Genomic DNA, 23,384 nt, shown 5'->3' on the forward strand with positions numbered 1-23,384 from the left:
TGGTCACCGTCTGGGCTTGCGAGCGTTCATGACGAGCACGACCACACCGGTCAGCACGAACACCAGGGCGGGCAGCCCGACCTTGACGGGTTCGGCTCGGCTGAGCAGCGCCAGGGGCACCAGCACGATCAGGCAGATCAGCACCGCCAGCACCTTGCCGGTCGTCCGGTCAGTCATCGGGTCTCCTCGTGCGGTCGTGGCGTCTCGGGCGCCGGCGCACGGGACACCGTCGAGCCGAGCCGGCGCAGCCCCTCGGCGATGACCTGCGGCCCGGTGCCGACGTTGAGGCGGATGTGATCGCCCCACGCCGCGCCGAACTCGCGGCCGATCCCCACCGCCAGGCGCGCGTCCGCCAGCAGCCGCGCCGCCGGATCTTGGCCCAGGTCAAGGCCGCTCGCGTCGACCCACGACAGGAAGGTCGCCTGCGCGGGCACCGCGATCCGCGCCCCCGAGGGGAGGCCGTCGCGCACCTGCTCGTGGTGAGCAGCGAGGTCGGTCACGAGCGCATCGAGCCACGGGTCGCCGTGCAAGTACGCGGCTTCCGACGCAAGGTAGCCGAACTGTCCCGCGTGCCAGGGCGTCTCGTACGGAAGACCTCGAGACAGCCTGTCCCGCATGGCATCTGACGCCGAGACGATCAGGGCGGCCTTGAGGCCGGCGAGGTTCCAGGCCTTGGAGGCCGCGTGCACCGCGACCCCGTGGGTGCGGGCCGCGTCCGAGACGGTGAGGTATGGCGTGAACGTGTGCCCGAGCAGGGTCAGCGGGGCGTGGATCTCGTCGCTGAGCACGACCGCGTCGTAGCCGGACACGAGATCTGCCAGCGCCGTGAGGGACTCGCGGGTGTGCACCCACCCGACGGGGTTGTGCGGGTTGCACAGCAGCACCGCCTTGGCCCCGGCCCGCAGCTCGCGCTCGATGCCCTCGAGGTCCAGCGCATAGCCCGAGTCCGACTGCAGCAGGGGGACCTCCACGGTGCGCATGCCGGTCTCGCTGCCCCAGCGAAAGAATGGCGGGTAGACCGGCGGCATGATGACGAACGCGTCCCCGGGCGCGAGCAGCGCCGAGATCGCCGCCATCATCCCGACCGAGACGTCCGCGCACAGCGTCACCTGGTCGGTGTCGACCTCCCACGACCACCGCCGCGCGACGAACCCGGCAAATGCCTCCTGCAGCCCCCGCCCGAAGCTCGGGTAGCCCGTGTCTCCTAGCGCCACAGCACGATTGAGCGCCTCGGCGACGGGCGGCGCCAGCAGGCAGTCCATCTCGGCCACCGGCATGGGCAGCACGTCGCGGTCGTAGAGCGTCCACTTCGCGCTGCGCCGCGCCCGCAGGTGCGGCAGGTCGAGCCACTCCACTTGTGCCGCAACGCCGCTCATGCGATCCGCTCCATCACGACGTCGGGCCGCTCAGGCTGCCCCTCCCCGATCGACCACGCGCCCTCGAGGCAGGCCTCTGCCCGCTCGAACCGCTCCGGTGTGTCCGTGTGCAGCGTGAGCAGCGGCTGCCCCTGCGTCACGGGATCGCCCGGCTTGGCATGCAGCTCGACGCCGGCACCGGCCTGGACCGGGTCCTCCTTGCGGGCGCGACCGGCGCCGAGACGCCAGGCGGCGACTCCCACGGCATAGGCGTCGAGCGACTGCAGCACCCCGCTCTCCGGTGCCGTGATGACGTGCTGCTCTGCGGCAGTGGGCAGCTCGGCGTCCGGGTCGCCACCCTGGGCGGCGACCATGCGGCGCCATACGTCCATCGCGCGGCCGTCGGCCAGCGCGTCGGCCGGGTCGACGTCGGACACCCTTGCGGCAGAGAGCATCTCGCGCGCCAGCGCCACGGTGAGCTCGACGACGTCCGCCGGGCCGCCACCGGCGAGCACCGCCACGGACTCGCGGACCTCCAGGGCGTTGCCGGCCGTCAGTCCGAGCGGCGTCGACATGTCGGTGAGCAGCGCCACCGTGGTGACACCGGCGTCGGTCCCGAGATCGACCATGGTGCGGGCGAGCTCGCGGGCGTCGTCGGTGGTCTTCATGAAGGCGCCGGACCCGACCTTGACGTCCAGGACGAGCGCGCCCGTCCCCTCGGCGATCTTCTTGGACATGATCGAGCTGGCGATCAGCGGGATGGCCTCCACGGTGGCGGTGACGTCGCGCAGGGCATAGAGCTTCTTGTCGGCGGGGGCCAGGCCCGAGCCGGCCGCGCAGATCACCGCGCCGAGGTCCTCGAGCTGGCGCAGCATCGCCTCGTTGGTGAGCTCCGCCTGCCAGCCGGGGATCGACTCGAGCTTGTCGAGCGTGCCCCCCGTGTGCCCGAGCCCGCGACCGGACAGCTGCGGCACCGCGACGCCGCACGCAGCCACCAGGGGCGCCAGCGGCAGGGTGATCTTGTCGCCGACCCCTCCGGTCGAGTGCTTGTCGGCGGTGGGGCGGCTCAGCGAGGAGAAGTCCATCCGCTCGCCGCTCTCGATCATCGCGGTGGTCCAGCGCGAGATCTCCTCGCGGCTCATGCCGTTGAGAAAGATCGCCATGGCGAGGGCCGACATCTGCTCGTCCGCGACGACCCCGCGGGTGTAGGCGTCGATCACCCAGGCGATCTGGCTGTCGCTCAGGGGGTGCCGGTCGCGCTTGGCGCGGATGACGTCGACGGCATCGTGCTGCTCACTCATGCACCGACCCTACCGGGGGCGCGGACGGAGGATGGCATAGGCCACCAGCCGCCAGAAGGCCGACAAGATCCCCAGCGCTTGTCGAGCACGGAGGGCTGGTATGTCGTCCGCTTGGCCGCCGTCTTCGGCGCCCCTGGTGGCTGCGCTCGCCTGGATGCTCGCGCTGGTCCTCGTGGCCGGGTGGTTCTGGATCGTCCCGGCCGAGGGGCACGACGTCGGATGTGCATGTCCGGGCCGCCCGGTGACCCTCGCCGCTGCACGGCGGTCCTTGGACGACATCGTCCACTCGACGGTCCGCCTCACGATCATATGCGCGCCGGCCAGCGTGGACCCGGACGGCGCCGGACCCGCACCTCGCCGGACCCGCCGGGGGCAGGTGCATCAGCCTGGCGAACGACGACCGGTCGATGCCCCCGCCGGGGGCAGGTCGGCGCGGTAGCGGGCGAAGGACGGCACCAGCGCCGACGCCACCAGCACCAGGACGACCACGAGCACGCCGCCGAGCAGCGTCGCCCACGCCGCCCCGACGAGCCCCGCCGCATAGCCGTGCACCACGTCCGCGATCCGCGGACCGCCCGCCACCACCACGATGAAGATCCCCTGCAGCCGGCCCCGCACCTCCGGCGACGCCGAGCTCTGCAGCATGGCCTGCCGGAAGGCCGCCGAGACCATGTCCGCAGCCCCTGCCACGGCCAGGGCGACCGCCGCGAGCCAGATCCACGGGTGCAGCCGACCACCAGCCGGCAGCACCGCCGCCCCCGCCAGCGCCACCGCCACGCCCCACGCGACGATGCACAGCACCACCGCCCGCCCGTGCAGCGTCACGCGCGACACCCACCCCGAGAAGACCCCGCCGAGCACGGCCCCCGCCGGGATCGCGGCAAAGAGCACCGCGAAGGCCAGCCCGCCCCCGGCCTCGCCGCCCAGGTCGACGTGCGCGATCTCGGGAAAGAGCGCCCGCGGCATCCCCGCGACCATGGCGATCAGGTCCACCACGAAGCTCATCATCAGCACGGGATGCCCTCCGAGATAACGGATCCCGTCGATGACCGAGCGCAGCCCCGGCGCGGATGACGGTGACCCCGGATGGCGCTCCGCGGGCAGCGGGGGCAGACGGCGGACGGCATACAACGTGGCCAGCAGGCAGATCGCGTCAGCGAGGTAGAGCCACGAGAACCCCACGAGCGGGATCAGCGCGCCCGCCACGAGCGGTCCCGCGATCGCGCCGGCCATGAAGAGGGTCATGTTGAGCGCGTTGGCGGCCGGCAGCAGGTCCATCGGCAGGATCGACGGCAGCACGGCGGTGCGCGTCGGCTGGTTGACCGCGAAGAACGCCTGCTGCACGGCGAACAGGCCGAGCAGCAGCCAGACGTTCGTCGAACCCAGGGCCGCCTGCAGCCAGAAGCCCAGCGTCGTCACGATCAGGCCGACGGTCGTGATCGTCAGCAGACGCCGCTTGTCCAGGTGGTCGGCCAGCGCCCCGCCCCACAGCCCGAAGACCACCAGCGGCACGAGCCCGAAGATCCCGGTCAGCCCGACATAGGCCGACGACCCGGTGTCGGCGTAGATCTGCGCCGGCACGCTGACGATGGTCAGCTGGGCGCCGATCACGGTGACGATGTTGGCGGTCCACAGCCGCCGGAAGTCCCCGTGCTGCAGCGGTCGGGTGTCGGCGACGACGGAGCGCAGGTTCACCGGGACAGCCTAGGTGCTCGCACGACTCGCCCCCTCCGTCGCCATCGCCGCCGGGCAGGAGCAGGATGGGCCGTATGACGACCGCCCGCCGCCTCGACGACCACTACCTCGCGCGGCTGCCGGACGGGACGGTCAAGCAGATCAACCCGTTCACCGGCACGCAGGTGTGGGCGGTCCCGGGGCGCGGCAACCGGCCGCTGGCGGCACCCGCCCTGGCCGCGGCACCCGTGGCCGAGGACGAGCGGGACCGGCTGTGCGCGTTCTGCCCGGAGCGCTACGCCGAGACGCCCCCGGAGAAGGCTCGGCTCGTGTGGACCGATGACGGGCAAGGGGGCTCGGCGTGGGTGACGCTGACCGGCCTGTCTCGCACGGAGCTTCACGACACGGTCGCCGAGTTCCGGCGCGTGCCCAACCTCTTCGAGATCCTCAGCTACGACTACTGGCGGCTCAACCACGGCGTCGCCCTGTCCGCTGCGGCACGCGTCCGCCGCGACGCCTACCTCGCCGACCCGGGCGGGCGGGCCCACGTGCTGGCCGTCGCCCGCACCAAGGCGCTCGCCAGCGGGACGTCACCCGAGGCGTGGGAGCTCCTCGACGAGGAGCAGCGCCTCGCGGGGACCGAGGCCTTCTTCGGCGGCGGGCACGACGTGATCGTCGCGCGCCGCCACCTGGTCGACGGCGCCACCGACACGGGCGGTCTCGCCTCGTCGGGCATGCTCACCCCCGAGGAGCACCGCGCCTACGTCCGGTTCACCGTCGGCGCCATGGCGGACCTCTACGCCGCCAACCCGAACGTGCGCTACGTCGCAGCCTTCCAGAACTGGCTGAAGCCCGCCGGCGCCTCCTTCGACCACCTGCACAAGCAGCTCGTTGCCGTCGACGAGCTGGGCACCCAGGCCGAGCAGGAGCAGGAGCGGCTGCGCCGCCACCCCACGCTGTATGCCGACGCCGGTCCCGCCCTCGCCGAGCGCTCCGGACTCGTGGTCGCCCGCACCGAACACGCGATCGCCTACGCGGGGTTCGGGCACCGCTACCCCACCCTCGAGGTCCACTCCCTGTCCCCGACCCGCCAGCCCTGGCGGCAGCAGCGCCACGAGGTCGACGCCGTCGCGGACCTGCTGCACGCCCTGCACGCCGCCACCGGCGCCCACGTGCCCTGCAACGAGGAGTGGCACCACACCCCCACCGGCGTCGACCTGCCCCTGCCCTGGCGGATCGTCCTCAAGTGGCGGGTCTCCACGCTGGCGGGGTTCGAGGGCGGCACCAAGATCTACGTCAGCACCATCGACCCATGGGCGCTGCGCGACCGGGTGGTCGCCCGGCTGCGGGTCCTCGCCGACGAGGGGCGGCTGGCGGACGGCATACGACTCGCTGCGCCGACCGGATCTGCACCATAGCTGACCCGGGGGCCGGCCCACGGCCGTCGCCCGCCCCCGGGTGTGCTGGGGAGCGGGCGACGAGCGTGGGGGCGAGCGTCAGAAGTCGAAGCCGCCGACGTCCCCGAAGTCGCCGAACCCGTCGAAGCCTCCGCCGAAGTCGCCGCCCCCGTCGCCGCCGAAGTCCCCGCCCCCGTCGCCGAAGCCGTCCCCGGCGAGGTCCGCCCCGCCGTCCCCGAAACCGTCCATGCCATCGAAGATCGCCCCGGCCACCGCGGTGCCGACCACGACGCCGGCGATCGAGCCCAGCATCGAGCCCATGATCATGCCGCCCATGCCCATGCCGCCACGGCCGCCCCCGACCCCGGCGCCACCGAACGTCCGCTCCATGAACCCCGGCTGGCGCATCTCGGCGCGAGTCGCCGCGCGGGCCAGCGACTGCGGGTCGTCCCCGGCCGGCGTCTCGCCGGACTGCGACAGGCCGGTCAGCACCTGCTGGCGCTGCTCGGGCGTGAGCTTGGCGAAGGCCTCGGCGTGCGCCTCCTCGACCTTCTCCGGCGGGGCGGTGCGCAGCAGGTAGCGGTAGCGTTCGATGGCCTGCTGGTCCTCGGCCGACTGAGCCGTCTGGCCCGGCTGCCCCGCACCGGCCGCGCCCTGCCGAGGCGTCCCCACCTGCTCGTAGCCGACCGGCGGCGGCGCGTACTGCGGCTGGTGCTGCTGGTAGCCCTGCTGCGGCGTGCGGCCCAGCAGTCGGTCGAGGAATCCCATGGTCACTCCCGTGTGTCGTCGGTCGTCCTGTCCGAGCAACGAGGGCCTTACCCCAGGCGTTCCCGGCGCACCCCCGCGAGTCGGGCGGCCGCGTCCATCGCGATCCAGAACACCTGCTCGTGCGCGTCCCCCGCCGTGACCCAGCCGCGGTGGTCCCAGTCCTCCCCGGCGAGCGAGTCCGCGCTGAACAGGATCTGTCCCAGCTCGACCCCGCGGTAGGCCGCCACGGCGAGGAATGCGCTGGCCTCCATCTCGACGACCGCGCACCCGGCCTCGATCCGGCGTGCGACGGTGGACCGGGTCTCGCGATAGATGCCGTCGGTGGTCCACGTGCGGCCGGTCTCGTGCGGCGCGCCGGCCGCGTCGAGGGCGTCGAGGCAAGCCCGTATGCCGAGGGCCCCCGCCTCGACCACCGGCGACACGGCCCCGTAGTGCGCGCTCGTGCCCTCGTCACGCAGGGCCGAGGTCACGACGAACGGATGGCCCATCACCAGGTCGGGCACGAGGACCCCCGCCGACCCCACCGCCACGAACCGCGTGATGCCGCGCGCGATCGACTCCTCGAGGAACATCACGGCCCGCGGCGCCCCGATCTCGGGAAAGAAGAAAGCGATCCGTCGGCCTGCGACCTCGCGGACGTAGCAGGGCTGCCCGCCGATGATCGAGGTGAAGCTGAAGGCGACGGCCGAGCCCTCGCGCTCCCCCACCGCGCGGACCGTGTCGGGAAAGAAGCAGATGACCGCGGCGTCGGGGATCTCGTCGTCGTGCAGGCGGGGATACATGGCGGCGGGCTCGAGCACCCCCGGCTCGTCCAGGTCACCCGGCAGGTGCAGCCCCGTTAGCCCCGTCACGTCCCCTCCCCTCGCCGACTGGTCACTTCTGGACACCCCCACCCCTGCGCTGCAGGTCCTCGGCGCCGAAGGCCTGGGGCAGCACCTCGCTCATCGGCAGCACCCCGAGGGGCGTCTGGAGCAGGCAGGACGCGCCGCCGTGCTCCCAGATCAGCTGCCGGCAGCGGCCGCACGGCATGAGCGACGCACCCTCGGCGTCCACGCACGAGACCGCCACGAGCCGCCCTCCGCCCGACGCGTGCAGCTGCGACACCATCCCGCACTCGGCGCACAGGCCGACGCCGTAGGAGGCGTTCTCGACGTTGCAGCCCACCACGACCCTCCCGTCGTCGACGAGGCCGGCCACGCCGACGGGGAAGGACGAGTAGGGGGCGTACGCGTGCCGCATCGCCTCGACGGCGGCCGCGCGCAGGGCGTCCCAGTCGACCTCGCCGGCGCGGGACGGCATACGGCTCAACCCACCTCACCCTTGCGATAGACCGCACCGTCGGCGGCCGGCATCCGCAGGGTCTGCGACGCGAGGGCCAGGACGAGCAGCGTGGCGATGTAAGGCGCGGCGCTCGTCAGCTCGCCGGGCACCGAGTCGGTCGTGAGGAAGGTCCAGACCAGGACCGCCCCGAGCGCGATCGCGAAGGCGCCGCCGACCAGGTTGCGGCGCAGCAGCTGCCAGGCGCCGAGGACGAGCAGCAGCAGGCCGCCGACCAGCAGCAGGGCGTGCACCGCGCCGCCGCGCAGCTGCACGGCGTCGAAGTAGCCGAACAGCAGGGAGCCGGCGGCCAGCGACCCGGGCCGCCAGTTGCCGAAGATCATGGCGGCGAGGCCGATGTAGCCGCGGCCGCCGGTCTGCCCGTCGCGGAAGACGTTGGCCGCCACGAGCGCGAGGAAGCCGCCGCCGAGCCCGGCGAACCCGCCCGAGATCAGCACGGCGAGGAACTTGTGGAGGTAGACGTTGACGCCGAGCGACTCGGCGGACCAGGGGTTCTCGCCGCAGGAGCGCAGTCGCAGCCCGAAGGTCGTGCGCCACAGCACCCACCACGACAGGAGCACGAGCAGCCCGGCGATGATGGTCAGCACCGACAGGTTGGTGACGAACGCCGCCAGCACGCCGGCCACGTCCGAGACGAAGAAGATGCGTTTGCCCTCGAGCGAGGTCAGGGCGGGTGACAGGCCCGGCACGGTCACGTCGGGCAGGTGCGGCAGGGGCGGCGACTGGGTCGCGCCACCGCCGGGGGTGCCGGTGAAGGCGCGGGCCGAGAGGTACTTGGCGCCGCCCATGCCGATGAGGTTGACGGCGACACCCGAGACGATGTGGTCCACGCCGAAGACGACGGTGGCGAGGGCGTGGATCGCGCCGCCGACCATGCCCAGCAGGACCGCACCGACGATGCCGGCCCAGGCGCCCCAGTGCCACGCGAAGAACGCCGCGCCCCAGGTGCCGAGGATCATCATCCCCTCGAGGCCGATGTTGACCACGCCCGCCCGCTCGGACCACAAGCCGCCGAGGCCGGCCATGCCGATCGGCACGGCGAGGCCGAGAGCGGCGGCGAGGGCGCCGGAGGACGCGAGGTCGTTCTCGCCGGTCACGACCCGCATCACCGAGACGAACAGCAGTGCGAGCAGGACGAGCCCGGCGATCTGCAGTCCGGACAGGCGCCGGCGACGACGGGGCACGGCGCTGCGCCCGTCCGGCCGCTCCGTCACCGGGGTGGCGGTGGTGCTCATGCGCTCGCTCCTTGCATGGAGGTGGACGTGGGGGGTGTCGACCGGGCCGCGAGCTCGCGGGCGACCTTGGCCTGCTCGAGCCGGACGTTGGCCCGCCGCACGAGCTCGTAGGCGATGACGACGGCCAGCACGATCACGCCCTGGATGATGTAGACCAGCTCGGAGGAGACGCCGGCATTGATCTGCAGCCCGTTGCCCTGCTGGTCGAGGTAGGACCACAGCAGCGCGGCGAGGGCCATCCCGATGGGGTGGTTGCGCCCGAGCAGCGCGATCCCGATGCCGGCGAAACCGATCCCTGGCTGGAAGTTGGTGCCGTAGGCGTGGTCCTGGCCGAACAGCAGCGGCAGCCCGATCAGGCCCGCGATCGCGCCGGACAGGATCATCGTCGACATGATCATGCGGTGGGCGTCGACTCCGCTCGCGATCGCCGCGCTCTCGGACTGACCGGCGGCGCGCAGGTCGAAGCCGAACCGCGTCCGGCCGAGGACCAGCCAGTAGAGCAGGCCCACGACGAGCGCGAGCACGATCAGGCCGTAGACCTTGGTGGTCGTGCCGCTGACGAGCTGCAGGCCGGGCACCCACGAGTCCTGCGGCAGGGGCTTGGTGTTGGTGACGTTGCTGCCGGCGCCGGCCGAGGTGTCCCGCGCCTTGGTCAGCAGGAAGGCCACGACGCTGGTCGCGATGGCGTTGAGCATGATCGAGGAGATCACCTCGGAAACACCGCGCTTGATCTTGAGGTAGCCCGCGATCGCGGCCCACCCGGCGCCGACGAGCATGGCGACCAGGGTCGTGGCGACGACGTTGGCCCAGCCCGGCAGGTAGCCCTGCGCCCCGAACACGGCGGCGGCGAAGACCGCCACGCGGTACTGCCCCTCGGCGCCGATGTTGAACAGGTTCATCCGGAAGCCGATGGCCAGGGCCACGGCGGCGAGGTAGTAGACGACGGCGCCGTTGACGATCTTGGCGATCAGCCGGGGGCTCGGCTGGCGGAGCAGCTCGGTCCAGACGGCGCCCACCGGGTCCCCGGCCACGACGAGCACCAGGGACGTGATCACGAACGCCACGACGATGGCGAGCAGCGGCGCCGCGAGCGCGAGCAGGACGGCGCGGGGCGAGACCTTCATCGGGTGGACTCCTGCTGGTGGGTCGGCTCGGTCTGCAGGGCAGGAGCCGGTATGCCGGAACCGCCCGTCGTCGCGTGCTGGTCGTCGCGCCGGCCGCCGGTCATCGCGGCGCCCAGGTCGGCCGGGGACGTGGTCGGGGGCAGGTCCTCGGAGAGGCGTCCCTGGTTGATCACGCGGATGGTGTCGGACAGGCCGCGCAGCTCCTCCAGGTCGGCGGTGAGCAGCAGGACGGCGAGCCCCTCGTGCCGGGCCCGCTTGATGTGGTCCCAGATCGCGGCCTGCGCGCCGACGTCGACGCCGCGGGTCGGGTGGGCGGCGACGAGCACCCGTGGCTCATGGGACATCTCGCGACCGATGATGAGCTTTTGCTGGTTGCCGCCGGACAGGGAGCCCGCGGTGACGTGGATCGAGGGCGTCCGCACGTCGTAGTCCTCCACGATGCGCGTGGTGTCGCGCTGCGCGCCGCGGGCGTTGATGAACGGCCCGGACACGTTGGGGGCCTGTGTCTGGTGGCCGAGGATGCGGTTCTCCCACAGCGGCGCCTCGAGCAGCAGCCCGTGCCGGTGGCGGTCGGCGGGGACGTAGCCGACGCCGGCCTCGCGGATGCGGCGCGTCGGCCAGTCGGTGATGTCCTTGCCGCCCAGGTAGACCCGCCCTGCGGAGGGGTCGCGCATGCCCATGATGACCTCGACCAGCTCGTCCTGGCCGTTGCCCTCGACCCCGGCGATGCCGAGGACCTCGCCGGCGTGGACGGTCAGGGACACGTCGTCGAGGACGTCGCGGGCGCCGAGGCGCTCGAGCCGCACGTGCTCCACGACGAGCACGGCGCGGTCGGTGACGGTGGACTCCTCCGTCTGGGGGCTGGGCATCTCGCGACCGACCATGAGCGCGCCGAGCTCGCGGGAGGTGACGGTGCGCGGGTCCGCGCTGCCCACGGTGGTCCCGCGTCGGATCACGGTGATGTCGTCGGCGACGGCGCGCACCTCGTCGAGCTTGTGCGAGATGAAGATGATGGTCAGGCCCTCGGCGGTGAGGGTCTTGAGGTTGTCGAAGAGCTCGTCGACCTCCTGTGGCACGAGCACGGCGGTGGGCTCGTCGAGGATGAGGATGCGGGCGCCGCGATAGAGGACCTTGAGGATCTCGACGCGCTGGCGGGCTCCCACGCCGAGGTCGGCGACCAGCGCCTCCGGGTCCACGCCGAGGCCGTACTCCTTGGAGATGCGCCGGATCTCGGCCTGCGCGCGGTCGCCGATGCCGTGGAGCTTCTCCGCGCCGAGGACGACGTTCTCGGTGACGGTGAGGTTGTCGGCGAGCTTGACGTGCTGAAAGACCATGCCGACGCCCGCTGCGATCGCGTCGCTCGGCCCGTGGAAGCTCACCGCACGGCCGTCGATCTCGATGGTGCCCTCGTCGGGGCGCTGCACGCCGTAGAGGATCTTCATCAACGTCGACTTGCCCGCGCCGTTCTCCCCCACCAGCGCGTGGATGCTGCCCTTGCGGACGGAGAAGGTGATGTCCTTGTTGGCCACCACGCCCGGGAACCTCTTGGTGACGCCGCGGACGGCGACGGCGGGCGGCGCGTCCGCGCTCGCCGAGGTGGGTGGAGTTCCGATGGTGCACGCTCCTTGCTCGGTCACGTCGTCGTGGACGTGGCGGCTGACCGCCCCACCCTACCGTCGGTGTTCACGGGGTCCAGGGTGCCGGACCGCTGATCCACCCCGTATGCCGAAGCCCGGCCGCCGTCGGGGTGTCCGTCTGGCGGCCGGGCTGCGGCATACGTGCGTGAGGGTCGGTCAGGCCGGACCGGTCACGGCTTGGTGGGGACCACGATCTTGCCGGAGACGATGTCGGCCTTGACCTTGTCGAGCTCGGCCTTGAGGTCGTCGATCTTGCCGCCGGTGGTGGCGAGCTCGACACCGTTGGACTTGAGGTCGAAGACGGCCTCGCCGGACTTGAGGTTGCCGTCCTTGACCTGCTTGATGAACTCCAGGACGCCCACGTCGACGCGCTTGACGACGGAGGTGATGACGACGTCGCGGACGTCGGCCTGGGCGGTCTTGGCCTGGTCGGAGTCGACGCCGATGGCCATGGCGTTCTTGGCCTTGACGGCGGTGAAGACGCCGGAGCCGGACCCGCCGGCGGCGTGGTAGACCACGTCGGCACCCGCGGAGAGCATGCCCTCGGCGGCGGTCTTGCCGGCGGCCGGGTCGGCGAAGCCGGAGAAGTTCGGCGGCTGGGTGAGGTACTTGACCTGCACCTTGATGTTGGGGTTGGTCGCCTTGGCACCGGCGACGTAGCCCGCCTCGAACTTCTTGATCAGGTCCGTCTGGACACCGCCCACGAAGCCGACGTTGCCCGTCTTGGACTTCTTGGCGGCGACGACGCCGGCGAGGTAGGAGCCCTCCTGCTCGGAGAACACGATGTTCTGGATGTTGGCGGCCTTGGCGTCGGTGGAGTCGACGAGCGCGAACTTGGCCTCCGGGTTGTCCGCCGCGACCTTCTTGACGGCCGGGGCGTAGGCGAAGCCCACGGCGACGACGTTGGTGTAGCCGGCCTCGACCAGCTGCTGCAGGCGCTCCTCGCGGGCGGACTCGGCCTCGCCGGCGGTCGCCACGGACTCCTTGGTCTGGGCGCCGAGCTGGGCCTTGGCCTCGTCGAGCCCCTTGGCGGCCGAGTCGTTGAAGGACTGGTCACCGCGGCCGCCCACGTCGTAGGCCATCCCGACCTTGACCGCGGAGCCGCCGGACGCGCCGGAGGACGTGCCGGAGGAGCCGGACTCGGTGTCGTTGGGGCTGCCGCAGGCGGCGAGGGCGAGCGAGGCGGCCGTGAGCGCGGTCGCGACCTTGACGATGCGGATCAAGGGTGACTCCTTCGTTGGAACGGATGAGCAAACCCTAGACCGCGGCCCCGGCGCGCCGACGTCGGGTTGCCCCGAGTGCGCCGAAGCGGTGACGAACTGTTATGCAGAGGCCGCCAACGCGGACAGGACGGTCCCCGCCAGCACCCGCACGCCGACGGCGATCGCGCGCTCGTCGACGACCAGGTCGGGCCGGTGCAGGTCATAGGTGGGGCCGCCGGGGGTGCGCGTCCCGAGGCGCGCGAGGGCGCCGGGGACGTTCCGCAGCATCCAGGAGAAGTCCTCGCCGCCGAGCGACTGCGGGGTCGGCGCCACGGCGTCGGCCCCGACCATCGTCGTGACGCCGCTGACGAGGTGCGCCACGGCGTCGGCGTCGTTGACCACCGGAGGCACCCCCTGCCGGTGGTCGATCTCGACCCCCACGCCGTACGGCGCCGCGAGGTGCCCGACGAGGTCGTCCACGAGCGGGCCGATGGAGTCCCACACGTCCGCGTCCAGCATCCTCAGCGTGCCGGACGCGGTGCCGGTCGACGGGATGACGTTGCCCGCCTCCCCCGCGTGGATCGACCCCCACACGAGCGCCAGCCCCGCACGCGGGTCGACGCGACGCGACAGCGCCGCGGGCAGCCCGGTGACGACCGACGCCAGGGCGTAGGTGAGGTCCTGGGTGATGTGCGGGCGCGAGGTGTGGCCACCCGCGCCGGTCAGGCGCACCGTCAGGACGTCGGTGGCCGCCGTGATCGCGCCGGTGCGCAGCCCCACCTGCCCGACGTCCGTGCCCGGGTCGCAGTGCAGGGCGAAGACCTGGTCCACGTCGTCCAGGTGGCCTGCGGCGACCAGGGCCTGGGCCCCACCCGGCATGACCTCCTCCGCGGGCTGGAAGAGCAGGCGGACGGCATACCCCTGCTCCCGCAACCACTCCTGGTGCGGCGCGAGGACCAGGCCGAGACCGAGCAGGCAGGTGGTGTGCACGTCGTGCCCGCACGCGTGGCAGGCTCCACCGGTCACCGAGGCGTAGGGCAGGCCGGAGGTCTCGGACAGCGGGAGGGCGTCGATGTCGGCGCGGACGGCGATGCGACGACGAGCCTGCGCCGGTCCGAGGTCGACCACGAGACCCGTCGGGTGCACGGGAGTGACCCGCAGGCCTGCGGCCTTGAGCCGATGGGAGACCCGCGTGGTCGTGCGCTGCTCGGCGAAGCCCAGCTCGGGGTGGGCGTGCAGGTCACGGCGGACCTCGACCAGCTCCGGCTCGAGGGCGTCCACCGAGGCCGAGATGTCGGCCCGCAGCTCGTCCGCGACCTGTGCGTCACTCGGGGGTGCGACCTGCTGAACGTGCTCGGAGCCCATGGGCGGCAAGGCTACCGCCCACGGGCTCCGTGTCCGGCCGAGGTCCGGCCGAGGGTCCGGCCGAGGGTCAGAAGGCGTCGCGCGGGACGTACTGGCCCCACACGTCGCGCAGCGCGTTGGACACCTCACCACCCGTGGCGCCCGCCTCCAGCGCCTCCTTCATCGGGATGAGCAGGTTGGTGCCCGACCCCTCGGCGGCCGTGCGCAGCCCGTCGAGCCCGGCCTCGACCGCGCCGTTGTCGCGGTTCTTGCGCAGCTCGGCGAGACGCTCGCACTGGTCGACCTCGATCTGCGGGTCGACGCGCAGCGGGTCGTAGTGCTCCTCCTGGTCGATCGTGAACTTGTTGAGGCCCACGACGGTCCGCTCGCCCGAGTCGGTCTTGAGCTGGGTGGCGTAGGCGGAGCGCTCGATCTCGGACTTCTGGAAGCCCTGCTCGATCGCCGGCACCGCACCACCGAGGTCGTCGACCTTCGTGAGCAGCTCCCAGACGGCCTCCTCGATGTCGTTGGTGAGGGACTCGACGACGTAGGAGCCGGCGAAGGGGTCGACCGTCTTGCACACGTCGGTCTCGAAGGCGATGACCTGCTGGGTGCGCAGGGCCAGGCGGGCGGCCTTCTGCGTCGGCAGGGCGATGGCCTCGTCGAAGGAGTTGGTGTGCAGCGACTGCGTGCCGCCGAGGACGGCGGCCAGGCCCTGCAGCGAGACGCGGATGAGGTTGACCTCGGGCTGCTGGGCAGTCAGCTGCACCCCGGCCGTCTGGGTGTGGAAGCGCAGCATCTGCGACTTGGGGTTCTTGGCGCCGAACTCGTCGCGCATGATGCGCGCCCAGATGCGCCGGGCGGCACGGAACTTCGCGACCTCCTCGATCAGCGTGGTGCGGGCGACGAAGAAGAAGGACAGACGCGGTGCGAACGCGTCGACGTCGAGGCCGGCGTCGATCGCGGCCTGGACGTACGCCTTGGCGTTGGCGAGCGTGAACGCGATCTCCTGCACCGGTGTGGCCCCCGCCTCGGCCATGTGGTAGCCCGAGATGGAGATGGTGTTCCAGCGGGGGATCTCCTTGTTGCAGTAGGCGAAGATGTCGGAGATCAGGCGCAGCGACTGGGCCGGCGGGTAGATGTAGGTGCCGCGGGCGATGTACTCCTTGAGCACGTCGTTCTGGATCGTCCCGGTGAGCTGCCCCGCCGCCACACCCTGCTCGGCGGCCACCAGCTGGTACATCAGCAGCAGGGTCGAGGCCGGGGCGTTGATCGTCATCGACGTCGACACCTTGTCCAGCGGCAGCCCGTCGAACAGCACGCGCATGTCGTCGAGAGAGTCGACCGCGACGCCCACCTTGCCGACCTCGCCGCTGGCCAGCGGCGCGTCGGAGTCGTAGCCCATCTGCGTCGGCAGGTCGAAGGCGACCGAGAGGCCGCCCGTCCCCGCGTTGACCAGCTCGTGGTAGCGCTGGTTGGACTCCCTGGCGGTGCCGAACCCGGCATACTGCCGCATCGTCCATGGACGACCGGTGTACATCGTCGGGTAGACGCCTCGGGTGAACGGATAGGCCCCAGGCTTGCCGAGCCTGTCGTCGGGGTCGAAACCCTGCAGCGACGACGCGTCGTAGACCGCCTCCAACGGCAGGTCCGACTCGGTGCGGGCGGTGGGCTTGTCGGTGCTGTCAGCCATGCCCAAACCCTAGTCGTGCGGTCACGGCCGGTCGCGGGCACCCCCGGCCTAACGCGCCGCGGATGGAACGATCCAGGTCACGTGAGCTCGGGGTAGCCCCGCTCCTTCATCAGCTCGACGATCGACTTGACGTCCTGCGCCTGGCGGCGGGTCGTCACCATGAGGACGTCCGGGGTGTCGACCACGACGACGTCCTCCAGGCCGAGCAGGACCACCTGCCGCCCGGAGCGGTTGACGACGACGCCCGAGGCGTTGCGGATGTGGACGTTGTCGGCCGGGCCGAGCACCGCGACGTTCTCCCGGTCGGGGGTCTCCCCCGCCGCGGGCAGCAGGCCCGCGAGGGAGTCGAAGTCGCCCACGTCGTCCCAGCCGAAGTCCCCCGCGATGACGGCGACGCGACCGGCGGCGGCGGCCGGCTCGGCCACGGCGTGGTCGATGGCGATCTTGTCCAGCTCCTTCCAGGTCTGGTTGAGGACCCAGGGGTTCGCGGCGATCGCGCGCAGCCCGGAGGCCAGCTCGGGGTGGTACTGCGCGAGCAGGTCGAGCAGGACGGACGCCTTGACGACGAACATGCCGGCGTTCCAGCGATAGGTGCCGAGGGAGAGGTATGCCGCAGCGGTGCCGCCGTCGGGCTTCTCGACGAACTCCGACACGAGCCTGGCACGCGGCGCCCCCGGGACGTCCAGCGCCTCGCCCTCACGGACGTAGCCGAAACCGGTTGCGGGATAAGTGGGCTCGATGCCGATGGTCACGACGTAGCCCTGGGCGGCGACAGCCACGGCCTCGCGGACGCACGCGTGGAACCGCTCCTCGCCCTCGATCACGTGGTCGGCCGCGAACGACCCCAGGATCGCCTCGGGGTCGCGGCGCTCGAGCACGGCGGCGGCGAGCCCGATCGCCGCCATCGAGTCGCGCGGGCCCGGCTCGACCAGCACGTCCCCCGCGGCGACGCGGGGCAGCTGCGAGGTCACCGCCGCCTCGTGGCGCGCGCCGGTCACGACGAGCACCCGACCCTTGCACAACGGCGCCAGCCGGTCGTAGGTCGCCTGCAGCAGCGAACGCCCCGACCCGGTCAGGTCGTGCAGGAACTTCGGGCGGCCGGACCGCGACAGCGGCCACAGGCGGGTGCCGGCACCACCGGCGGGGATCACGCAGTACAGGCGGGGATCGGTGGCCTCGTCAGACATGGGTCACACGCTAGCCAACGGGCGGCCCTCACCTGCCCCCTTCGCCAGCATCGGGCGGGTCGTCATACGGCACGTCATCCGAAGGACACCTGAGCGCCACCCGACACACCCCACCCCGTCTCCCCCACCTCACCGACGTCGCGGATCGTGAGGACGTGCGGATCGCCATCGTCACGGAGTCCTTCCTCCCGTCGCTCAACGGGGTGACCACCAGCGTCTGCCGGGTCCTGGACCGCCTGCGCGAGACCGGCCACGACGCCGTCGTCATCGCCCCCTCCCCCGCCCCCGAGACCTACGCCGGGTTCCCCGTCCGGGCCGTCACCAGCATCCCGGTGCGGCAGTTCCAGGTGGGGCTGCCGACCGGCGAGATCGAGGACGTGCTGCGAGAGTTCCGGCCGCACGTGGTGCACGTGGCGTCGCCGTTCGTGCTCGGTGCGCGGGGGCTGACCGCAGCGGACCGGCTGGGGCTGCCGTGCGTCGCGATCTACCAGACCGACATGCCGAGCTATCTCGAGCAGCACGGCAACGTCGCCGGCGCCGCCACCGGCCGCGCCGCCGCCAAGGCCGCCTGGCGCTGGATCCGCCGCATCCACTCCCTCGCCGACCTCACCCTCGCCCCCTCGAGCGCCGCGCTGCAGGACATCCGCGCCCACGGGGTGCCCCGCACCGGGTTGTGGGGGCGCGGCGTCGACACCGGCCTGTTCCGCCCCGAGTGGCGCGCGGACGCCGGGTCGCGCGCGCTGCGCCGGGCCCTCGCGCCGGACGGCCAGGTGCTCGTGGGCTACGTCGGGCGCCTCGCCCCCGAGAAGGAGATCCACCGTCTCGTCGACGTCGCCACCATCCCCGGCACGCGCCTCGTGCTCGTGGGCGACGGGCCGTCGCGCACCGCCCTGGCCGAGCAGCTGAGCGAGGCCGTCGCGGGCAGCGCGGGCCGACCCAACCTGCCGCCGGTCTTTCTCGGGCGCCGTTCGGGCGACGACCTGGCCCGCGCCTACGCGGCGTTCGACGTCTTCGCGCACACGGGGACCCGCGAGACCTTCGGCCAGACGCTGCAGGAGGCGGCGGCCTGCCGGCTCCCGGTCGTCGCCCCCGCCATGGGCGGTCCGCTCGACCTCGTCGACCACGGCACGACGGGGCTGCTCTTCGACCCCGAGGACCCGCGCTCGATCGTCGAGCACGTGCGCAGCCTGGTCGAGGACCCCGCCCTGCGCGAGTCGATGGGGTCGGCCGGGCTCGCCAAGGTCGCGCCGCGGTCCTGGGCGGCCCTGGTCGACCAGCTGGTGGGGCACTACGAGGACGCCATCGCTCGCCACGGGGCCACCGCCGCCTGAACGGCCCGGCCGCGCACGCATCCGTGAGCTCCGAGCGCACGAACGCCCCACCAGCCCGCGCGCCCGGCTCGCGCCCCGCGCCGAGGGGGCACGAATGCCGCGTAGCACGGCGTGTCGCGGACACCTGCGACCCCTCGGTGCGCGCGCCACAGGCGGGTGATCGGGTGCGGGCGGCGCTGCTAGGGTGCCGAGAGATGTCGCCTCCAGCCACGGGGGCCTCGGGGGGATCACGTATGCCGCACCACCGCACACCGGGCCGCTGCCGGCGCCGGGTCGCCGTCGCCACGCTCGGCGCGGCCCTCACGCTGGGCGGCCTCGCCCAGGCAGCACCCGCCTCGCCCACGCCGGCCGCGCCGACACCAGCGCCGACACCCGCGCCGACCTTCACGGTCACCCGCACCCCCTGCGCCGGCACCCGCGTCCCACCGCCACCCGCGCCGCCCACCCGACGTGGCCGCGCCGGCGCCACGGCCACGCTGACGCCCACGGCCACCCCGAGCCCGAGCTACTACCCCGCGCCGGCCGTCCGTGCGGGCGATCACCCCGTCGGCGGCGACCAGCTCGGGACGAGCGGCATCGTCACGGCGGTGCCCGCCGGCACACCGCAGCCCCCCGAGCTCGACGCGACGTCATACGTGCTGGCAGACCAGCAGACCGGGGTGATCCTGGCGGCCAAGGCCCCCCACGCCCACCTCTATCCAGCCAGCACGCTCAAGACCTTGACGGCGCTCACCGTCATGCCGCAGCTGGACCCCCGCCGGGTCGTCACGGCCACCGCGTCCGACCAGGCCGCCGAGGGCACCCGCGTGGGCATGGTGGCCGGCAACCCCTACCCCGTGCACCAGCTCTACGGCGCGCTGCTGATGCAGTCCGCCAACGACGCCGCCTATGCCCTCGCGCGGTCGGCGCCGGGTGGCGTGGCGGGCACCCTGCAGCGCATGAACGCCACCGCCGCCGCGCTCGGCGCCCGCGACACCGTGGCCGTCGACCCGTCGGGGCTGGACGCGCAGGGGCAGCGCAGCAGCGCCTACGACCTGGCGGTGATCGGCCGGGCAGCCATGCAGCGCAAGGACTTCCGGGCCTACGTGGTAACCCGGGAGATGCCCTTCCCCGGGGCGCGGCAGGCGGACGGGACCGTGGTCAAGCCGTATGCCGTCCCCAACCTCAACCACTTCGTCCTCCACTACCCGGGCGCGACGGGCGTCAAGACGGGCTACACGACGGGCGCCCACCGCACCTTCGTCGGCTCCGCCACGCGGGGCGGGCGCTCCTACGTCCTCAGCTTCATGTGCTCCGACACGGTCGACTGGCACCACGTGGGGGCGGTGATGGACTGGGCCTTCGCGCACGGCGGCACGGTCGGGGGCGTGGGCACCCTGGACCCGAGGGCCACCACGCGTCCGGCGACCAGCGGTGCCCCCGGCAGCTCTCCCACGGCACCCCCCACGGCCTCCCCGGCCGTCACGCCGGGGCCTGCCTCGAGCACGCCGGCCACCGCCGGGAGCACCGGCGCGGCCGACGCGTCGCACCCGGCGTCGACTCCGGCCGGGCTGCGCGAGATCGGCGAGAAGTGGTGGGGGGCGGGCGTGCTCGCGCTCCTGCTGGCGGCGGCCGGAGCCCTGCTCACGCGGCGCATCGGGCGCCGCCGCTGAGCCGCAGCGCCCGTCCCGGCCTCAGCCCCTCAGCTCTCGCAGCCGACGAAGGCCTCGCCGGCGTCCCCGAGCGGGTAGCGGCGGATGGGACGCCATACGCCGTCCTCGCCCTGGACGTAGAGCGAGAAGGCATCGACGGCGAACTGCGCGTGGTAGTCGGCGAGCTCGGCGTGCGCCCGCTCGAGGGCGTCGTCCGGCAGGCCGTGAGCCACCGTCACGTGCGGGTGGTAGGTGAAGCTCAGCTCGCGCGCCAGGACCCCGTCGCGCACCCTCGCCTCGAGCTGCTCGCAGGAGGGGATGCCCCGTGCCACCTGGATGAAGACCACCGGGGAGACGGGGTGGAAGGTGCCCGTGCCGCGCAGCTCGAGCAGGAACGGCGGGACGGACCCCGCGGCGCGCAGCAGGTGCTCGTGGATGTCGTCCATCGCCGCGTCGTCCACCTCGGTCGGCGGCAGCACCGTCACGTGCGTGGGGATGCCGCGCGCCTGCTCGTCGCCGTAGGACAACCGCGCGCGCTGGAGCTCACACCCCCAGGGGTCGGGGATGGCGATCGAGACTCCGATGACCGTCACGGCTGCTCCTGCCCGCGGTCAGCCGCGCCGAGCCGGTCGCAGCAGGCCGACGGCGTCATAGACCCGACCCAGCGTGGCCGAGGCGACCTCGCGGGCGCGCTCGGCGCCGGCGGCGAGGATGCGGTCGAGCTCGGCCGGGTCGTCGAGCAGCTCCGTCGCCCGGTCGCGCAACGGCGTGACCCACTCGACGAGCACCTCGGCGGTGTCCTTCTTGAGGTCGCCGTACATCCGACCCGCGAAGTGCGCCTCGAGCTCACCGATCGGCCGGCCCGACAGGACGGAGTTGATGGTGAGCAGGTTGGACACGCCCGCCTTGTGCTCGGGGTCGTAGCGGACGACGGCCTGCGGGTCGGCGTCGGTGACGGCCGAGCGGATCTTCTTGGCGCTCCTGGCCGGCTCGTCGAGCAGGTTGATCAGTCCCTTGTCGCTCGCCGCCGACTTGCTCATCTTGGCGGTCGGGTCCTGCAGGTCCTGGATCTTGGCGCCCTCCTTGACGATGTGCGGCTCGGGCACGACCAGGGTGTCGCCGAAGCGCTGGTTGAACCGGATCGCGAGGTCGCGCGTGATCTCCAGGTGCTGGCGCTGGTCCTCCCCGACGGGCACCTTGGCCGCGTCGTAGAGCAGGATGTCGGCGGCCATGAGGATCGGGTAGGTGAACAGACCGACGTTGGCGGTGTGCCCCTTGGCGGTCTTGTCCTTGAACTGCGTCATCCGGCTGGCCTCGCCGAACCCGGTCTGGCAGGACAGGATCCACGCCAGCTCGGTGTGCTCGGACACGTGGCTCTGGACGAACAACGTCGATCGCTGCGGGTCCACGCCGGCCGCGAGGTACTGCGCGGCGGTCACGCGAGTGCGCCGGCGGATCAGCTCGGGGTCGGTCGCCACGGTCAGCGAGTGCAGGTCCGCGATGAAGTAGAACGCGTCGAACTCGTCCTGCAGCGCCACCCAGTTGACCAACGCCCCGAGGTAGTTGCCGAGGTGCAGCGAGTCGGACGTCGGCTGCATGCCGGACAGGGTGCGTGGGCGCGCGGTGGGCTCGGAGGACATGGCTCTCATTGTGGCAGGTGGCAGGGTGTGGTCCGGGCGGCAGTGGGTCGTGCGGGCGGCTCCGGGGCGCGGTGGCCCGGGAGCACAGGCCGTATGCCGGGACCGCCCGGTCCCCGGCATACGGCCTCGGTCTCAGCCCTGCAGGACGGCGCCGTCCTCGACGCGGCGGGGCTCGCCCTCGTCGGGGAGTGTGACGGCACCCTTGACCACGACGTCGTCGCCGAAGGACCAGTCGCCCTCGACCGTGAGCGACGTGGCGTCACGCAGCGAGGGGACGTCGCCGGGGACGCGCTGCTCGAAGTCACCGATCCGCTTGAAGTGCCTGCTGTCCAACGAGATCACCGGGGCCTTGTCCACCTGCATCACGAGGGTGCCGTCCTCGCGCAGGTCGTAGACGTCGGAGCGCAGCAGCATCAGCTCGTTGGTGGTCTTGACGGGCAGGAAGCGGCTGCGGGGCACCTCGATCGCCTGGGCTCCCTCGAAGACCTCGACCGCGGCGCCCATGGCCGACTCGATCTGGTAGACCTCGGGGCTGTCGGCATTCTTGGGGTCGACCGTCTTGACGTTGCGGATCAGCGGCAGGCCGAGGACGCCGTCGCGGGCGACGAGCTCGTCGTGCAGGCGCTGCAGGTCCAGCCACAGGTTGTTGGTGTGAAAGAACGGGTGGCGGTGCTCGTCGGTGAAGTGGACCATCTCGTCGTCCGCGGTCTGCGCGGTGTCGCGCAGGATCAGCTGGCCGTCCTCCTTGCGCACCGCCAGGTGACCGCCCTTGCGGTCCATGGCCGTTCGCTGGCAGACCTCGGCGGCGTAGGGCGCACCGGAGCTCGCGAACCAACCGGCGAGGCGGGCGTCCGGGGACGCGCCGAGGTTGTCGCCGTTGCTGACGGTGGCGTAGCGGAAACCCCTGTCCAGCAGGGCCTTCAGGATGCCGGAGGACAGCACGGAGGGGTAGAGGTCGCCGTGGCCCGGCGGGCACCACTCCAGCTGCGGGTCGTCCGGCCACGCGACGGGGGTGAGGTCGTCGGTGCGCAGCTTGGGCTCCTGGCTCTGCAGGAAGTCCAGCGGCAGGTCATCGACCGCCAGCTCCGGGTGGCCCTCCAGCGCGGCCAAGGTGTCGGCCTGCGTGTTGAACGAGTCCATGAGCAGCAGCGGCAGCCGCACGCCGTGGCGCTCGCGCGCCGCCAGCACCTGCTGCACCACGATGTCCAGGAAGGACTTGCCGTCCCGCACGGGCAGCAGCGTCTTGGCCTTGCTCATCCCCATGGAGGTGCCCAGCCCACCGTTGAGCTTGATCACGACGGTGCGGCCGAGCGCCTCGCGCGCGGTCTCCTCGTCGATGTCGGCGGCCTCCAGCGACGGCGGGTCGGTCAGCGGCCGGATCGAGTCCTCGAGGATGACGCCGGTGGCCCCGCCCTCCAGCTCCTCGTAGTAGTGGCTGAAGACCTGGATCGCCGTGGGGTGGACCCCGGCGTCGGTCATGACCTGCTGCGCGCGTGCGAGTCCGTCGTGGCTCATGGCACCACTTTC

20 protein-coding genes are annotated in these 23,384 nt (G+C 72.5%); 3 read left to right on the forward strand and 17 right to left on the reverse strand.

Annotated elements, in window-relative coordinates; genetic code table 11:
* Positions 1 to 3: 3 nt before the first annotated feature.
* The 4 genes from GGG17_RS07740 to GGG17_RS07755 form a co-directional block, all read right to left on the reverse strand.
* Positions 4 to 177, reverse strand: a complete 174-nt coding sequence (locus GGG17_RS07740) for a hypothetical protein (RefSeq protein WP_154593168.1) — start codon at positions 175 to 177, stop codon at positions 4 to 6.
* Entirely contained in the window at positions 174 to 1,376 is a 1,203-nt protein-coding gene (locus tag GGG17_RS07745) for a MalY/PatB family protein (RefSeq protein WP_154593169.1), read from the reverse strand. The genes GGG17_RS07740 and GGG17_RS07745 overlap by 4 nt, the downstream gene beginning before the upstream one ends.
* Positions 1,373 to 2,656, reverse strand: a complete 1,284-nt coding sequence (locus GGG17_RS07750; protein ID WP_154593170.1) for a thymidine phosphorylase — start codon at positions 2,654 to 2,656, stop codon at positions 1,373 to 1,375. The genes GGG17_RS07745 and GGG17_RS07750 overlap by 4 nt, the downstream gene beginning before the upstream one ends.
* 381 nt (positions 2,657 to 3,037) lie before the next feature.
* On the reverse strand, positions 3,038 to 4,351 hold the full coding sequence (locus tag GGG17_RS07755; RefSeq protein ID WP_311966508.1) for an MFS transporter: 1,314 nt from the start codon (positions 4,349 to 4,351) through the stop codon (positions 3,038 to 3,040).
* 74 nt (positions 4,352 to 4,425) lie between these two features.
* Between GGG17_RS07755 and GGG17_RS07760 the strand changes: the two genes are divergently transcribed.
* On the forward strand, positions 4,426 to 5,748 hold the full coding sequence (locus tag GGG17_RS07760) for a DUF4921 family protein (protein WP_154593171.1): 1,323 nt from the start codon (positions 4,426 to 4,428) through the stop codon (positions 5,746 to 5,748).
* Between the two features lie 78 nt (positions 5,749 to 5,826).
* On the opposite strand, the gene GGG17_RS07765 is transcribed toward GGG17_RS07760, so the two are convergent.
* The 10 genes from GGG17_RS07765 to GGG17_RS07810 all read right to left on the reverse strand — a co-directional run bounded on the left by GGG17_RS07765 (position 5,827) and on the right by GGG17_RS07810 (position 17,255).
* Positions 5,827 to 6,495, reverse strand: coding sequence for a hypothetical protein (locus tag GGG17_RS07765; RefSeq protein WP_154593172.1), 669 nt, complete (start codon positions 6,493 to 6,495; stop codon positions 5,827 to 5,829).
* 47 nt (positions 6,496 to 6,542) lie between these two features.
* Complete coding sequence (locus GGG17_RS07770) at positions 6,543 to 7,346, reverse strand: nucleoside phosphorylase (protein ID WP_288798743.1); 804 nt, start codon at positions 7,344 to 7,346, stop codon at positions 6,543 to 6,545.
* Between the two features lie 22 nt (positions 7,347 to 7,368).
* Positions 7,369 to 7,794 (reverse strand): cytidine deaminase, encoded by a 426-nt coding sequence (locus tag GGG17_RS07775; protein ID WP_154593173.1) that lies wholly within the window; start codon positions 7,792 to 7,794, stop codon positions 7,369 to 7,371.
* A gap of 5 nt (positions 7,795 to 7,799) precedes the next feature.
* Positions 7,800 to 9,068, reverse strand: a complete 1,269-nt coding sequence (locus GGG17_RS07780) for an ABC transporter permease (RefSeq protein WP_154593174.1) — start codon at positions 9,066 to 9,068, stop codon at positions 7,800 to 7,802.
* A complete protein-coding gene (locus GGG17_RS07785) occupies positions 9,065 to 10,192 on the reverse strand; it encodes an ABC transporter permease (protein ID WP_154593175.1) in 1,128 nt (375 codons plus the stop codon). Before GGG17_RS07785 ends, GGG17_RS07780 begins: the two co-directional genes overlap by 4 nt.
* The gene (locus GGG17_RS17140; RefSeq protein ID WP_288798746.1) at positions 10,189 to 11,829 is read right to left on the reverse strand and encodes an ABC transporter ATP-binding protein; all 1,641 of its coding nucleotides are present in this window, start codon (positions 11,827 to 11,829) and stop codon (positions 10,189 to 10,191) included. Before GGG17_RS17140 ends, GGG17_RS07785 begins: the two co-directional genes overlap by 4 nt.
* Positions 11,830 to 11,999: 170 nt before the next feature.
* Entirely contained in the window at positions 12,000 to 13,052 is a 1,053-nt protein-coding gene (locus GGG17_RS07795; RefSeq protein WP_154593176.1) for a BMP family lipoprotein, read from the reverse strand.
* Between the two features lie 99 nt (positions 13,053 to 13,151).
* Positions 13,152 to 14,396 (reverse strand): amidohydrolase, encoded by a 1,245-nt coding sequence (locus GGG17_RS07800; RefSeq protein ID WP_154593177.1) that lies wholly within the window; start codon positions 14,394 to 14,396, stop codon positions 13,152 to 13,154.
* 67 nt (positions 14,397 to 14,463) lie between these two features.
* Positions 14,464 to 16,068: an acyl-CoA mutase large subunit family protein gene (locus GGG17_RS07805; RefSeq protein WP_154593178.1), complete on the reverse strand. Its 1,605-nt coding sequence runs from the start codon at positions 16,066 to 16,068 to the stop codon at positions 14,464 to 14,466.
* Between the two features lie 77 nt (positions 16,069 to 16,145).
* Entirely contained in the window at positions 16,146 to 17,255 is a 1,110-nt protein-coding gene (locus GGG17_RS07810; protein ID WP_154593179.1) for a mannose-1-phosphate guanylyltransferase, read from the reverse strand.
* 155 nt (positions 17,256 to 17,410) lie between these two features.
* Here GGG17_RS07810 and GGG17_RS07815 point away from each other — a divergent pair, with 155 nt between their 5' ends.
* Complete coding sequence (locus tag GGG17_RS07815) at positions 17,411 to 18,586, forward strand: glycosyltransferase family 4 protein (protein WP_311966509.1); 1,176 nt, start codon at positions 17,411 to 17,413, stop codon at positions 18,584 to 18,586.
* Between the two features lie 233 nt (positions 18,587 to 18,819).
* Positions 18,820 to 20,238, forward strand: a complete 1,419-nt coding sequence (locus tag GGG17_RS07820) for a D-alanyl-D-alanine carboxypeptidase family protein (RefSeq protein ID WP_154593181.1) — start codon at positions 18,820 to 18,822, stop codon at positions 20,236 to 20,238.
* A 29-nt stretch (positions 20,239 to 20,267) separates the two neighbouring features.
* Here the strand turns inward: GGG17_RS07820 and GGG17_RS07825 are convergent, their stop codons facing one another.
* The 3 genes from GGG17_RS07825 to GGG17_RS07835 all read right to left on the reverse strand — a co-directional run bounded on the left by GGG17_RS07825 (position 20,268) and on the right by GGG17_RS07835 (position 23,372).
* Entirely contained in the window at positions 20,268 to 20,810 is a 543-nt protein-coding gene (locus tag GGG17_RS07825; RefSeq protein ID WP_311966510.1) for a 2'-5' RNA ligase family protein, read from the reverse strand.
* 18 nt (positions 20,811 to 20,828) lie between these two features.
* On the reverse strand, positions 20,829 to 21,857 hold the full coding sequence (gene trpS, locus GGG17_RS07830; protein ID WP_375804508.1) for a tryptophan--tRNA ligase: 1,029 nt from the start codon (positions 21,855 to 21,857) through the stop codon (positions 20,829 to 20,831).
* Positions 21,858 to 21,989: 132 nt separating this feature from the next.
* Positions 21,990 to 23,372: a UTP--glucose-1-phosphate uridylyltransferase gene (locus GGG17_RS07835; RefSeq protein WP_154593183.1), complete on the reverse strand. Its 1,383-nt coding sequence runs from the start codon at positions 23,370 to 23,372 to the stop codon at positions 21,990 to 21,992.
* Positions 23,373 to 23,384: the final 12 nt, after the last annotated feature.

This window comes from Arsenicicoccus cauae (assembly GCF_009707125.1).
In the GTDB taxonomy this organism is placed as follows: Bacteria; Actinomycetota; Actinomycetes; order Actinomycetales; family Dermatophilaceae; genus Arsenicicoccus; species Arsenicicoccus cauae.